The sequence below is a fragment of the Aeromicrobium sp. REDSEA-S38_B2 genome (assembly GCF_001628525.1).
Classification (GTDB): Bacteria; Actinomycetota; Actinomycetes; order Propionibacteriales; family Nocardioidaceae; genus Aeromicrobium; species Aeromicrobium erythreum.
In genome coordinates this window covers 35,939-50,412 of record NZ_LUNH01000005.1, presented here as the reverse complement: position 1 = coordinate 50,412, position 14,474 = coordinate 35,939, and the positions used below count along the sequence as shown (strand labels likewise).

Below are 14,474 nucleotides of genomic sequence, written 5' to 3'. Positions count from 1 at the left end.
GACCGAGCGGGTCAGACGGCGTCGAGCTCGGCGCGGATCGACGTCTTCACCGCGTCGGGCGCGAACGACGCGTCGACCGCCGCCCGCGCGAGGTCGACGACGCCGGGGCGGTCGAGCGACAGCAGGTCGGCCGCCACCGCGTACTCGCGGGTGAGGGTCGTGCCGAACATCGGCGGGTCGTCGCTGTTGATCGTGACCGGGACGCCCGCGGCGACGAGCGTCGGCAGCGGGTGCTCGTCGAGCGAGGGCGTCGAGCGGGTGCAGACGTTCGACGTCGGGCACACCTCGAGCACGATGCCGCGCTCGGCGAGCAGCGCCATGAGCGCGGGGTCCTGCGCGGCCGCGATGCCGTGCCCGATGCGCTCGGCCCCGAGGTGCTCGATCGCGTCGCGGATGGTCTGGGGCCCGGTCGACTCCCCGGCGTGCGGGACGCTGTGCAACCCGGCGGCGCGCGCCGCGGCGAAGTGCTCCGCGAACTGTGGACGGGGCACGCCGATCTCGGGCCCGCCCAGGCCGAAGCCGACGAGCGCGTCGGGCGCATGGTTCAGGGCGACGTCGAGCGTGACGTCGGCGGCCTCCAGGCCGGACTCGCCGGGGATGTCGAAGATCCAGCGCAGCACGAGGCCGGTGTCGGCCTCGACCCGACGTCGCGCGTCCTCGACGGCCTCGAGGTAGGCCTCGACGGGGATGCCGCGGACGATCGACGTGTACGGGGTGAGCGTCAGCTCCGCGTAGCGGACGTTCTGCGCGGCGAGGTCGGTGCCGACCTGGTGCGTGAGGGTCCAGATGTCGTCGGGGGTGCGCAGCAGGTCGACGACCGAAAGGTACACCTCGACGAAGTGCGCGAAGTCGGTGAAGCGGAAGTAGTCGGCGAGCGCGGTGGGATTGGTGGGCACCGGGGTGCTGCCCTCGTGCCGGGCCGCCAGCTCGGCGACGGCCTCGACGGACGCGGAGCCGACGTGGTGCACGTGCAGCTCCGCCTTCGGCAGGCCCTGCAGGAACGCGAGGTCGACGGACTCGACGTCCTGCGGCCCGCTCACGGCTGCTCGGTGGTGTCGTCGGGGTCCGGCACCAGGGTGAGGTGCGGTTGCGCGGCCTGCTGCCGCTCGACGACGCTGCCCCGGTCGGCGAACTCGACCTCGAGCGAGAGCACGTTCTCGTCCTGCAGGTCGAAGGTCACCCGCCGCGCGGTCGCGGTGAGGTTGCCGGCCTTGCCCTCGGCGAGCCACTCGGTGCTGCCGTCGTCGCTGACCAGGCCGACCCGCGCCTGCTCGCCGCGCTGGCCGCGGAAGACGACGGGACCGGGGCCGCTGTCGCGGATGACGAGCGCACCGCGGCTGACGCGTCGGTCGTCGGTCTCGACGGTCGGGGCCTCGTCGCCGCCGACCCGCCCGAACGACCACTTCTGGTCGACGAGGACGACGTCCTCCCCGGACCTGCCGTCACTGACCTCGTACCTGACGATCAACACACCCCGCAGTCTAGGGCGGGTCCGACAGGTCCCGCGCGACGGACCGCCCCGCCTGCGCCCGGTTACGTGGGGCCCCACCCAAACCTGCAGAAACCCCGCACGTTTGCGATGGGGAGAGCCCGTTTGCGTGGGGCCCCACGCAAACGGGCCTCACGGGCGACCCATGGGTCAGGCGCCGGGGACGATGGCGGAGATGATCGTGCCGTCGGAGCGGCGGGTGCCGATCGGGCTGGGCGGCTCGCCCTCGAGGCGCGGACCCTGGCCGTCCAGCGGCACGGTGACGGGGGCGTCGGGCCCGACCACGACCTCGGCGCCCCGCACCTCGAAAGCCAGGTGCCCGGTGCCGTCCTCGACCACGAGCTCGAGCTCGTCGGGGCGCACGGTCACGCGCACGCGGGTGCCGCGCAGCGTGAGCCGGTAGGTGAGCGACTCCCAGTCGTCGGGCAGGCGCGGGTCCATCGTCCACTGCCCGGCGCCGAGGTCGCGGAAGCCGCCGAACCCGGCGGCCACGGCGCTCCACACCCCGCCGGTCGACGCGACGTGCACGCCGTCGGACGTGTTCCCGTGCCGGTCGGCGAGGTCGACGAACAGCGCCGACAGGAAGTAGCGGTACGCGAGGTCGTGGTAGCCGACCTCGGAGGCGATGATCGACTGCACGACCGCCGACAGCGTCGAGTCGCCCGTGGTGATCGGGTCGTAGTACTCGAAGTCGGCGCGCTTCTGCTCGGGCGTGAAGTCCTCGCCCTGCAGGAACAGCGCCAGCACGACGTCGGCCTGCTTCAGCACCTGGAACCGGTAGATGACGAGCGGGTGGTAGTGCAGGAGCAGCGGACGCTTGTCGAGCGGCGTGTGGTCGAGGTCCCACATCTCGCGCTCGAGGAAGTGCGAGTCCTGCGGGTGGATGCCGAGGTGCTCGTCGAACGGGATGCTCATGTTGCGGGCCGCGCGACCCCACTCCTCGACCTCCTCGTCGGTGAGCGAGAGGCGCGCCTTCGCGTCGGCGTACGCCGTGGGATTCGAGTGCTGCAGCGTGCGCACCGCCTCGGCCGCGCGGCGCAGGTTGAAGCGCGCCATGACGTTCGTGTACAGGTTGTCGTTCACGACCGTCGTGTACTCGTCGGGCCCCGTGACGCCGTGGATGTGGAAGGTGCTGCCCTCCTCGCTGCGCCAGAAGCCGAGGTCGGCCCAGAGCCGGGCGGTCTCCACGAACACGTCGATGCCCTCGCGGTCGAGGAACTCGACGTCGCCCGTGGCCCCGACGTACTGGCTCAGCGCGTACGCGATGTCGGCGTCGATGTGGTACTGCGCGGTGCCGGCCGCGTAGTACGCCGACGCCTCCTCGCCGTTGATGGTGCGCCAGGGGAACAGCGCGCCCTTCTGCGCGAGCTGGCCGGCACGGCGACGTGCCGCGTCGAGCAGCGAGTAGCGGAAGCGCAGCGCGTTCCGCGCGGCCCGCGGCGTGGTGTACGTCAGGAACGGCATGACGTAGACCTCGGTGTCCCAGAAGTAGTGGCCGCCGTAGCCGGAGCCGGTGACGCCCTTGGCCGGGATGCCCTGGCCCTCCGCGCGGGCCGCGGCCTGCATGATCGAGAACAGGTTCCAGCGGATCGCCTGCTGCACCTCCGGCTGACCGGGCACCTCGACGTCGGCGCGCGCCCAGAACGCGTCGAGCCACGTGCGCTGCTCGGCGCGCAGCTCGGGCACGCCGAGGTCGCGGGCGCGGTCGAGGGTGCGACGGCAGCGGTCGAGCAGCTCGCGCGACGGCACGCCGCGCGACGTGTGGTACGCGACCGTCTTGGTCAGCCGGACGGGGACGCCGGGCTGCGCGGCGACCCGGTACGTGGTCTTCGCGAGGTCGTCGCCGGTGACGACCCGGCTGGTGAACTCGTTCTCGGTGACGATGTCGTGGTCGGCCATCACGCCGAGCGTCATGCCGCTCTCGGCGCACCGGAAGCCGAGCGCGACCCGGCCGGTGTCGCTGTCGCCCTCGTTCGTCTGCGGCTCCAGCACCCGACGGGTGAGCTGCTCGGCCTTGCGCGGGTCGCTGCCCTCGCCCATGGCCTTGTGCCGGACGTGGTACTCGTCCTCGCCGTCCTGACGGTTGAGGATCTGCGAGGAGATCGCCACGGGGGCGGGGTCGTCGAGCAGCGTCACCTCGAACGTCATCACCGCAAGGTGCTTCTGCTCGAGGCTGACCATGCGCGTCGACTCCACCAGCACCCGCTTGCCCGACGGGGTGCGCCACAGCAGCCGACGTCGGAGCACGCCGTCGCGCAGGTCGAGCGAGCGCTCGTACTCGTGCAGGTCGGCGACCGAGAGCAGCAGCGGCTCGTCGTCGACGTAGAGCCGGATGATCTTCGCGTCCGGGGCGTTGACGATCGTCTGACCGACGCGCGCGAACCCGAAGGCCTCCTCGGCGTGCTGGATGGGCCACGTCTCGTGGAAGCCGTTCACGAAGGTGCCGTGCGTGTGGGAGTCGCGGCCCTCCTCGACGTTGCCGCGCAGCCCGAGGTAGCCGTTGCCGACGGCGAACAGCGTCTCGGTGAGGCCGAGGTCGCCGGCGTCGTAGCGACGCTCGGTGAGCCGCCACTCGTCGGCGGGCCAGCGCGAGCGGTCGAGGAAGTCGCGCACGGGCGGCGCCTCGTGCGACGGTCCGAGGCCACGGTCCTCGTCGACGGGCTCGGTGGGCTGGTCCAGCGGCGACATCAGACGAGCTCCTGCAGGTCGTCGACGACGACGTCGGCGCCGTGCTCGCGCAGCGCGTCGGCGCCCGCCCCGCGGTCGACCCCGACGACGAGACCGAAGCGTCCGGCCCGACCCGCCGCCACGCCCGACGTCGCGTCCTCGAGCACCACGGCTCGCGACGGCTCGACGTCGAGCTGTTGCCCGGCGAACAGGTAGGTGTCGGGTGCCGGCTTGCCCGCCAGCTGCCGGTCGGCGGCGACGGCGCCGTCGACGATGATCGGGAACCGCTCGATGAGACCGGCGGCGCGCAGGACCTTCGGGGCGTTGCGCGAGCTGGAGACGACGGCCACGCGCGTGCCGCGCTCGGCGAGTGCGTCGAGCAGGGCGACGGAGCCGGGGTAGGCCTGGACGCCGTCGCGGTCGAGGATCTCCTCGAAGAGGACGTTCTTGCGGTTGCCGAGCCCGCCGACCGTCTCCTCCTCGGGCGCGTCGTCGGGCGTGCCCTCGGGCAGCTCGATGCCGCGCGACTCCAGGAAGGAGCGGACGCCGTCGTAGCGCGGCTTGCCGTCGACGTAGCGGTAGTAGTCGTCGTCGGTGTACGGCTCCTCGACACCGCGCTCGCTCAGCACGTCGTTGAACATCTTGTCCCAGGCGCGCCGGTGCACCTCGGCGGTCGGCGTGATCACGCCGTCGAGGTCGAAGAGGGCCGCGTCGTAGTCGCTCCAGTCCACGCGAGAAGCGTAGGCGGGTCTCGTGTCGGCCACGTGAACGGTGTCGAGTTCGGGCGCGGAGCTGGCGGCGCTCGCGCTCGTCGAGGTGCGCGGGCCGCGACTCGCGTCGGAGCACGGATGCAGACTCTTGCGTGCCGTCGGCGCAGGCGCTGGCGACCCGTCCCACGCGTGCGTCGGGACACACGGACCTCGCCGAAGTGGTGGGCGGGGCCGGTCGCGACCATGCTGGGCGTCATGGCCTTCCCCGACGACGACCTCGCCGCCCTCGCCGCGGCCCACGGCGTGGCCGTGTCCTACGAGGGGTCCGACCGCAGCCCGGTCGACGTCGACCCCGACGTGGTCGTCGCGGTGCTGTCCGAGCTCGGTGTCGACGCGAGCACGCCGGAGTCGGTCGCGAGCGCCCTGGACGCCGTCCGGTCGACCCGCTCGCCCGTGCCCGGCACGGTGGCCGTGGTGCAGGGCCAGGCCCGCGACCTCGGCGTGCACGGTCGGATCGAGCTGGAGGACGGCACCACCCTCGACGTCGACGGCACGCTGCCGGCCGACCTGCCCCTGGGCTGGCACCGCCTCGTCACCGACGACCGCGACGAGGTCACGGTCGTCGTGGCGCCGGCGCGGCTGCCGGAGGTGCCGCGGACCTGGGGCTGGATGCTGCAGCTGTACTCCGTCCACTCGTCGGGCTCGTGGCAGATGGGCGACCTCGCCGACCTCGCCGAGCTGGCCCGGCGCGCCGCGACCGAGCAGGGCGCGGGGGTCCTGCTCGTCAATCCCGTGCAGGCGTTCGTGCCGTCGACGCCGCTCGTCCGCTCGCCGTACTCGCCGTCGAGCCGACGCTTCGCCAGCCCGCTCTACCTGCGCGTCACCGACGTGGCCGCCTTCGCCGCCGCCGACGACGCCACCCGCGAGGAGGTGCTGGGGCTCGCGCCCGACCCTGAGCCGGCCGACGACCTGCTCGACCACGACGCCGTGTGGGACGCCAAGCGCCAGGCGCTCGAGCTGCTGCGACCCTTCGCCGCGCCCGACGAGGACCCCGACCTCGAGGCCGAGCCCGACCTCGCCGCGTTCGCGACGTTCTCCGCCCTCGCCGAGCGGCACGGAGCCGACTGGCGCGAGTGGCCGGAGGAGCTGCGCGACCCGACGTCGGACGCCGTGGCACGCAGCCGCGCCGACCTCGCCGACCGCGTTGCGTTCCACGCGTGGCTGCAGCACCTGTGCCGCGAGCAGCTCGACACCGCCCGCGACGCCGCGCACGACGCCGGCATGGCCGTCGGCCTCGTCCACGACCTGCCCGTGGGCGTGCACCCGGGCGGCGCCGACGCGTGGGCGCTGCAGGACGTGTTCGCCTCCGACGTCCGCGTGGGCTGCCCCGCCGACGCGTTCAACCCGCTCGGCCAGGACTGGGGCCTGCCGCCCTGGCGGCCCGACCGCCTGCTCGAGACGGGCTACGCCCCGTTCCGCGACGTGGTGCGCAGCGTGCTGCGCCACGGCGACGGCATCCGCGTCGACCACGTCGCCGGGCTGTGGCGGCTGTGGTGGATCCCGCCGGGAGAGCCGGCCCACCGCGGCGCCTACGTGCACTACGACGCCGACGTGATGCTCGCGGTGCTGCTGCTCGAGGCCACCCGCGCCGGCGCCGTCGTGGTCGGCGAGGACCTCGGGACCGTCGAGGACGTCGTCACGACGACCATGCACGAGCGCGGGCTGCTCAGCTCGGCCGTGCTCTGGTTCGAGCGCGACTGGGACGCCCCCGGGCAGCCGCACGTCCCGCCCCGCGCGTGGGAGCCGGAGACGATGGCGAGCATCAGTACGCACGACCTCCCGACCGTCGAGGGGTGGCTGCGCGACGAGCGCATCCGCGTGCAGGCCGACCTCGACCTCCTCGGCGAGCCCGTCGAGGACGCGCTCGCCACCGCCGCGTCCGACCGCGAGGCGTTGCTCGCGCTGCTGCGCGAGGAGGGCATCGACACCGACGACCTGCTCGTCGCGCTGCACGCCGTCATCGCGCCGGCGGCCTCGCGGCTCGTGCTCAGCTCGCCCGCCGACGCCGTGGGGCAGGTGCGCCAGCCGAACCTGCCCGGCACGGTCGACGAGTACCCGAACTGGCGGGTGCGCCTGCCCGTCGACCTCGACGCGTTCTTCGACCACGACCGGGTACGAGCAGCGGTGGCGCCCCTGCGAGCCGCCCGGCCGACCCCCTGACCCGCTCCATCCCCCCAAACGAGGAGACCCCCGTGCGCACCTGGCCCGGATCGCCCTACCCGCTCGGCGCCACGTACGACGGCACCGGCACCAACTTCGCGCTGTTCTCCGAGGTCGCCGACCACGTGGAGCTCTGCCTCTTCGACGAGTCCGGCACCGAGACCCGCGTCCGCCTGGAGGAGGTCGACGGCTTCGTGCACCACGGGTTCCTGCCCGGCATCGGTCCGGGCGAGCGCTACGGCTACCGGGTGCACGGCCCCTGGGACCCCGAGCAGGGCCTGCGCTGCAACCCGCAGAAGCTGCTCATCGACCCCTACGCCAAGGCCGTCCAGGGCCAGCCCGACTGGGACCCGTCCCTCTTCGCCTACGAGATGGGCTCGCCCGAGGAGCCGAACGACGACGACTCCGCGGGTCACGTGCCGTTCTCGCTCGTCGTCGACCCGTACTTCGACTGGGCCGACGACCGGCTGCCGCACCACCCGTACCACCGGACGATCGTGTACGAGGCGCACGTACGAGGCCTGACGATGACGCACCCCGACGTGCCCGAGGAGCTGCGCGGCACGTACGCCGCCCTCGCGCACCCGGCGATCGTCGAGCACCTGACCGGACTCGGGGTGACGGCGATCGAGCTGCTCCCGGTGCACCAGTTCGTCACCGACCACTACCTCGTCGAGAAGGACCTGACGAACTACTGGGGCTACAACACGATCGGCTTCTTCGCCCCGCACGACGCCTACGCCTCGCACCCCGGACGTCAGGTGCAGGAGTTCAAGGGCATGGTGCGCGAGCTGCACGCGGCCGGCATCGAAGTGATCCTCGACGTCGTCTACAACCACACGGCGGAGGGGAACCACCTCGGCCCGACGCTCTCGATGCGCGGCATCGACAACCAGGCGTACTACCGGCTCGTCGAGGACGACCCGCAGCACTACATGGACTACACCGGCACGGGCAACTCGCTGAACGTGCGCCACCCCAGCCCGCTGCAGCTCATCATGGACTCGCTGCGCTACTGGGTGACCGAGATGCACGTCGACGGGTTCCGCTTCGACCTCGCCGCCACGCTCGCGCGCGAGTTCTACGACGTCGACAAGCTCGCGACGTTCTTCGAGCTCGTGCAGCAGGACCCGGTGGTCAGCCAGGTCAAGCTCATCGCCGAGCCGTGGGACGTCGGCCCGGGCGGCTACCAGGTAGGCAACTTCCCGCCGCTCTGGACCGAGTGGAACGGCCTGTACCGCGACACCGTCCGCGACTTCTGGCGCGGCGAGCCGGCGACGCTCGGCGAGTTCGCGTCGCGCATCAGCGGCTCCTCGGACCTGTACCAGGACACCGGCCGCCGGCCCTACGCGTCGATCAACTTCGTCACCGCCCACGACGGGTTCACGCTCGACGACCTCGTCTCCTACGAGCAGAAGCACAACGAGGCCAACGGCGAGGACGGCCGCGACGGCGCCGACGACAACCGCTCCTGGAACTGCGGCGTCGAGGGGCCGACCGACGACCCCGAGGTGCTCGACCTGCGCCGCCGCCAACGTCGCAACTTCCTGGCGACGCTGCTGCTCTCGCAGGGCGTGCCGATGGTGCTGCACGGCGACGAGCTCGGCCGGTCCCAGGGCGGCAACAACAACGTCTACTGCCAGGACAACGAGACGTCCTGGGTCGACTGGGACCTCGACGAGCACGAGCACGCCCTGCTCGGCTTCACGTCGGCGCTCGCGGCGTTCCGCACGGCGCACCCCGTGTTCCGTCGGCGTCGCTTCTTCCAGGGCAAGCCGGTCCGCAGGGCCGACGAGCTGCGCGACATCGCATGGTTCACGCCGGCCGGGGAGGAGATGACCGACGAGAACTGGGACGACGACTTCGGCCGGGCGATCGCCGTGTTCCTCAACGGCCGGGCGATCGACGAGCGCGACGAGCGCGGGGAGCGGGTCGTCGACGACTCCTTCCTGCTCGCCTTCAACGCCCACCACGAGGACATCACGTTCACCGTCCCCGACGGCGAGTACGCGAGCACGTGGGCCCTCGTCGTCGACACGGCCACCGGCAGCGTGCACGAGCCCGGCGACGAGCTCGTGGCCGGTGGGGCGACGCTCGACGTGACGGCCCGCTCGCTCGTGGTGCTGCAGCGGGTCGAGTCGTGAGCGCACCCAGCTCGACGTACCGCCTGCAGCTGCGGCCAGGGTTCGGCTTCGCCGAGGCGCAGGCCCTCGTGCCCTACCTGCGCGACCTCGGCGTCGGCGCGGTGTACGTCTCGCCCGTGCTCGACGCGACGCCCGGCTCGACGCACGGCTACGACGTCACCGACCCCACGCAGGCCCGCCCCGAGCTGGGTGGCCCGGAGGGCTGGGACGCGTTCACGGCGACGGTGCGCGAGGCGGGGCTCGGCCTCGTCGTCGACGTCGTGCCGAACCACATGTCGGTCGAGGTGCCCCGCGCGAACCCGTGGTGGTGGTCGGTGCTGGCCGAGGGCGAGGCGTCGCCGTGGGCGGGCCACTTCGACGTCGACTGGTCGCGCGGTCGCTTGCTCGTGCCGGTGCTCGGTGACGACGCCGACGTCGCCGAGCTGGCGCTCGACGGCGACGAGCTGACGTACGACGACCACCGCTTCCCGATCGACGCCGGCACGCTGGCCGACCCGTCGTTCGCCTCGATGACGCCGCAGCAGGTGCACGACCGCCAGCACTACGAGCTGGTCGGCTGGCGACGGGGCGGGGCGGAGCTGAACTACCGACGCTTCTTCGACATCACGACCCTGGCGGCCGTGCGGGTGGAGGACGAGCAGGTCTTCGACGACACGCACCGCGAGGTGCTGCGCTGGGTCGAGGAAGGGCGGGTCACGGGTCTGCGCATCGACCACCCCGACGGGCTCTCCGACCCGGGCGGCTACCTGCGCCGGCTGCACGAGGCCGCCCCCGACGCGTGGCTGGTGGTCGAGAAGATCCTGCACCCGGGCGAGGAGCTGCCGACGACCTGGCCGGTCGACGGCACCACCGGCTACGACGCGATGCGCGAGGTCGCCGGTGTGCTGCTCGACCGTGGCGGGAACGGGCGGGGCGGCGAGGCGCCCTGGCAGACGCTCACCGAGCGGCTCGGCGCGCCCGCCGACTACGCGGCGGTCGAGGAGGACGCCCGACGCATGGTCACCCGGAAGGTGCTCGTGGCCGAGGTGCGTCGTATCGCTGCCCTGGTGCGCGACGTCCACCAGGACGCCGCGCGGACCGCCGTGGCCGAGACGATGGTCGCGTTCGGCGTGTACCGGTCCTACCTGCCCGAGGCGGGACGCGAGGCGTGGGACGCAGCGATCGAGCGCGCGCGCACGCGTCGGCCCGACGTCGACCCGGCCATCCGCGCCCTCGACGCGCAGGTGACCGAGGAGCCCACCGGCGAGCTCGCGACCCGCATCCAGCAGACGTCGGGGATGGTCGTCGCCAAGGGGACCGAGGACACCACCTTCTACCGCTTCACCCGCTTCGCGGCGCTCAACGAGGTCGGCGGCTCCCCGGACGTCTGGGGCGTCGACGTCGACGGCTTCCACGCGCTGGCCGCGGCGCGCGAGGCCGACCACCCGACGGCCATGACCGCCCTGACGACGCACGACACGAAGCGGTCCGAGGACACCCGTGCGCGGATGCTGACGCTCGCCGAGCTGGGCGAGGAGGTCACGTCGACGGTCGCGGACTGGTCGGCGCGCTGCGGCATCGACGAGCCCGCGCTCGACCTGCTCGCGTGGCAGACGCTGCTCGGCGCCTGGCCGATCAGCGACGAGCGGCTGTCGGACTACCTGCTGAAGGCCGCACGCGAGTCGAAGGTCCGGACCACGTGGACCGAGACCGACGAGGCGTTCGAGGAGTCCGTCGCGGCGTGGCCGGCGCGCGTGCGGGCCGAGCTCGGTCCGCAGGTGCAGGCGCTGGTGGGGCGGGTCCAGGCGTTCGGCTGGACGGTGTCGCTGTCGCAGAAGCTGCTGCAGCTGGCCGGCCCGGGCGTCCCCGACGTCTACCAGGGCACGGAGGGCTGGGACTTCTCGCTGGTCGACCCTGACAACCGTCGCCCCGTCGACCACGAGGCGTTCCGCACCCTGCTGCGTCGCCTCGACGACGGCTGGCTGCCGCACGTCGACGCGTCCGGTGCCGCGAAGACGTCGCTCGTGCGTCGGGTGCTGACCCTGCGTCGCGACCGGCCGGAGCTGTTCCGCGGGTACACGCCGCTGGCGGCCTCGGGCGAGGCCGCCGACCACGCCGTCGCATTCGGTCGCAGCGACGACCTGGTCGCCGTCGCGACCCGCCTCCCGGTCGGGCTCGAGCATCGCGGCGGCTGGGGCGGGACCACCCTGCCGCTCGGCTCCGGGACGTGGACCGACGCCCTCACCGGCGAGAGATTCGACGGCGGCGACGTCCGGCTCGCCGACCTCCTCGCCACCTACCCCGTCGCCCTGCTCACCCGCCCCCCGCTGGTCGAGTAGCGGCCACGCTGGGGGCACCTCCCGCTTGCGGGGGCGGAACGAGCGACGTGGCCGCGTATCGAGACCACCCGGTAACGGCTCAGCGCAAGGCGGCCCACGCTGATCCGCCGAGACTGGTCTCGATACGTCTCCGCCACGCTCGTTCCTCGCGGGCGTCGACTACTCGACCAGCGAGGTGCTCGGCCGGGTCGCGCGACGGCGCAGCGCGCCTAGGCTCGGAGCATGGAGTTCAGGTACCTCGGGAACAGCGGCCTCAAGGTCAGCGAGATCATCTACGGCAACTGGCTGACCCATGGGTCGCAGGTCGAGAACGACGCAGCCACGGCATGCGTGCGAGCCGCGCTCGACGCCGGCATCACGACGTTCGACACCGCCGACGTGTACGCCAACGGCAAGGCCGAGAGCGTGCTCGGCGAGGCGCTGAAGGGCGAGCGCCGCGCGTCGCTGGAGATCCTCACGAAGGTCTACTGGCCCACCGGCCCCGGCGGACCCAACGACACCGGACTCTCCCGCAAGCACATCATGGAGTCGATCGACGGCTCGCTGCAGCGGCTCCAGACCGACTACGTCGACCTCTACCAGGCGCACCGCTACGACCACGAGACGCCGCTGGAGGAGACGATGCAGGCGTTCGCCGACGTCGTCCGCGCCGGCAAGGCGCACTACATCGGCGTCAGCGAGTGGACCGCCGACCAGATCCGCGCCGGGCAGGAGCTCGCCCGCGACCTCGGCTTCCGGCTCGTCTCGAACCAGCCGCAGTACTCGATGCTCTGGCGCGTCATCGAGGGCGAGGTCGTGCCCGCGAGCCGCGAGCTGGGGCTGTCGCAGATCGTGTGGTCGCCGATCGCGCAGGGTGTGCTCACCGGCAAGTACGAGCCCGGCGCCGCGCCGCCCGAGGGCAGCCGCGCGACCGACGAGAAGGGCGGCGCCGACATGATCAAGCGCTTCCTGGACGACGAGGTGCTCACCGCCGTGCAGGGGCTGCGCCCGGTCGCCGACGACCTCGGCATCACGATGGCCCAGCTCGCCATCGCCTGGGTGCTCGCGCACGACGACGTGGCCGGCGCGATCGTCGGCGCCTCGCGCCCGGAACAGGTCGAGTCGAATGCCGCCGCGAGCGGGATCACCCTGGACGACGACGTGCTCGCGAGGATCGACGAGGTGCTGGGCAGCATCCCGACGACCGACCCGAGCAAGACGGCGTCGCCGCCCACGCGGGTGGTCTGAGCGTGGCCGTCACCCTCTGGGCCCCCGACCACGACCGCGTCCGCGTGCGGATCGACGGCGTCGAGCACCGCATGCAGGCGTGGGAGCCGGGCGAGGCGCGCTCGGGGTGGTGGTGGCACGACGTCGACGTCGCGCCCGGCACCGACTACGCGTTCCTGCTGGGCGACGACGACACGCCGCTGCCCGACCCCCGTTCGGTCTGGCAGCCGCAGGGCGTGCACGCGGCGTCGCGCACCTACGACCACGACGCGTTCGCGTGGACCGACGACGCCTGGGAGGGCCGCGCCCTGCGCGGTGCCGTGGTCTACGAGCTGCACGTCGGCACGTTCACGCCCGGCCGGACGTTCGACGCCGCCGTCGAGCGGCTCGACCACCTCGTCGACCTCGGCGTCGACCTGGTGGAGGTGCTGCCGGTCAACAGCTTCGACGGCCCGTACGGCTGGGGCTACGACGGCGTCCTGTGGGGTGCGGTGCACGAGCCGTACGGCGGACCCGACGGGTTCAAGCGTTTCGTCGACGCCTGCCACGCACGGGGCCTCGGCGTCGTGCTCGACGTCGTCTACAACCACCTCGGGCCCTCGGGGGCCTACCTCGACCGCTTCGGTCCGTACTTCGCCGGCGAGAACGACTGGGGCCCGGGCCTCAACCTCGACGGCGAGGGCTCCGACGAGGTGCGGCGCTACGTGCTCGACAACGCGATCTCGTGGTTCGAGGACTTCCACGTCGACGCGCTGCGCCTCGACGCCGTCCACGCGCTGTCCGACGCGCGGGCGCTGACCATCCTCGAGGAGCTGTCGCTCGAGACCGAACGCGCGTCGCAGCGGCTCGGCCGTCCGTTGTCGCTCGTCGCGGAGTCCGACCGCAACGACCCGCGCACGGTCGTCCCGCGCGACCAGCACGGTCTCGGCATGGACGCGCAGTGGGCCGACGACGTGCACCACGCGCTGCACGTGGCGCTCACCGGCGAGACCGACGGCTACTACGCCGACTTCGCCGAGCCCGGCGCGCTGGCCAAGGTGCTGCGCGGCGCGTTCTTCCACGACGGCACGTGGTCGTCGTTCCGCGGCCGCACCCACGGTCGCCCGGTCGACGTCCACGCGGTGCCGGGCCACGCGTTCGTGACCTACCTGCAGGACCACGACCAGGTCGGCAACCGGGCCACGGGCGACCGCATCTCCGACTCCGTCTCGCCCGACCTGCTGGCCTGCGGCGCCGCGCTGGTGCTGCTCGGACCGTTCACGCCGATGCTCTTCATGGGCGAGGAGTGGGCCGCGAGCACGCCGTGGCAGTTCTTCGCCTCGTTCCCCGACCCCGAGCTGGCCGAGGCCGTGCGCACCGGACGTCGGCGCGAGTTCGGCCGCCACGGCTGGGGCGAGTCGGAGGTGCCCGACCCGATGGACCCGGCGACGCTCGAGCGCTCGACGCTGCGGTGGCACGAGCTCGACGAGCCCCGGCACCGAGGCGTGCTGGAGGTCTACCGCTCGCTGGTCGCGCTGCGCCGCGCCCACCCCGAGCTGCGCGACCCGTCCCTCGTCGACACGAGGGTCGAGGTCTCCGACGACGACCGCCGCGTGCTCCTGCACCGCGGCCCGTACGTCGTCGACGTCGACCTCGACGCCGAGCGGGCGGAGGTGCGGCGCGGCGACGAGGTGGTCTGGTCGTCCGACGAGCGCTGACGTCGCGCCCGCCGCACACTGAG

The 14,474-nt window shown here is 72.8% G+C and carries 9 protein-coding genes; 5 read left to right on the top strand and 4 right to left on the bottom strand.

Annotated features, from left to right (window positions below):
- Positions 1–11: 11 nt before the first annotated feature.
- From A6Q81_RS01130 to A6Q81_RS01115, 4 genes are all read right to left on the bottom strand, one after another.
- The gene (locus tag A6Q81_RS01130) at positions 12–1,040 is read right to left on the bottom strand and encodes an adenosine deaminase (protein ID WP_286689237.1); all 1,029 of its coding nucleotides are present in this window, start codon (positions 1,038–1,040) and stop codon (positions 12–14) included.
- Positions 1,037–1,471, bottom strand: coding sequence for a hypothetical protein (locus tag A6Q81_RS01125; protein ID WP_067860746.1), 435 nt, complete (start codon positions 1,469–1,471; stop codon positions 1,037–1,039). Before A6Q81_RS01125 ends, A6Q81_RS01130 begins: the two co-directional genes overlap by 4 nt.
- 168 nt (positions 1,472–1,639) lie before the next feature.
- Positions 1,640–4,177 (bottom strand): glycoside hydrolase family 65 protein, encoded by a 2,538-nt coding sequence (locus tag A6Q81_RS01120; RefSeq protein WP_286689236.1) that lies wholly within the window; start codon positions 4,175–4,177, stop codon positions 1,640–1,642.
- Entirely contained in the window at positions 4,177–4,887 is a 711-nt protein-coding gene (locus tag A6Q81_RS01115) for an HAD family hydrolase (RefSeq protein ID WP_286689235.1), read from the bottom strand. Before A6Q81_RS01115 ends, A6Q81_RS01120 begins: the two co-directional genes overlap by 1 nt.
- A 234-nt stretch (positions 4,888–5,121) precedes the next feature.
- On the opposite strand from A6Q81_RS01115, the gene malQ reads away from it, so the two are divergent.
- The 5 genes from malQ to treZ all read left to right on the top strand — a co-directional run bounded on the left by malQ (position 5,122) and on the right by treZ (position 14,451).
- Positions 5,122–7,086 carry a 4-alpha-glucanotransferase gene (gene malQ, locus A6Q81_RS01110; protein ID WP_286689234.1) on the top strand — a complete coding sequence of 655 codons (1,965 nt, stop codon included), beginning with the start codon at positions 5,122–5,124 and terminating at the stop codon, positions 7,084–7,086.
- Positions 7,087–7,118: 32 nt separating this feature from the next.
- Positions 7,119–9,230, top strand: coding sequence for a glycogen debranching protein GlgX (gene glgX / locus A6Q81_RS01105; RefSeq protein WP_286689233.1), 2,112 nt, complete (start codon positions 7,119–7,121; stop codon positions 9,228–9,230).
- Complete coding sequence (treY, locus tag A6Q81_RS01100) at positions 9,227–11,548, top strand: malto-oligosyltrehalose synthase (protein ID WP_286689232.1); 2,322 nt, start codon at positions 9,227–9,229, stop codon at positions 11,546–11,548. The genes glgX and treY overlap by 4 nt, the downstream gene beginning before the upstream one ends.
- Positions 11,549–11,770: 222 nt before the next feature.
- Positions 11,771–12,775, top strand: a complete 1,005-nt coding sequence (locus tag A6Q81_RS01095; protein WP_286689231.1) for an aldo/keto reductase family protein — start codon at positions 11,771–11,773, stop codon at positions 12,773–12,775.
- Between the two features lie 2 nt (positions 12,776–12,777).
- On the top strand, positions 12,778–14,451 hold the full coding sequence (treZ, locus tag A6Q81_RS01090) for a malto-oligosyltrehalose trehalohydrolase (RefSeq protein ID WP_286689230.1): 1,674 nt from the start codon (positions 12,778–12,780) through the stop codon (positions 14,449–14,451).
- The last annotated feature ends 23 nt before the right edge of the window (positions 14,452–14,474 follow it).

Coding starts and splice junctions, on each gene's coding strand:
- A6Q81_RS01120 (WP_286689236.1), bottom strand. CDS start 4,177: ATGTCGCCGCTGGACCAGCCCACCGAGCCCGTCGACGAGGACCGTGGC.
- malQ (WP_286689234.1), top strand. CDS start 5,122: ATGGCCTTCCCCGACGACGACCTCGCCGCCCTCGCCGCGGCCCACGGC.
- A6Q81_RS01095 (WP_286689231.1), top strand. CDS start 11,771: ATGGAGTTCAGGTACCTCGGGAACAGCGGCCTCAAGGTCAGCGAGATC.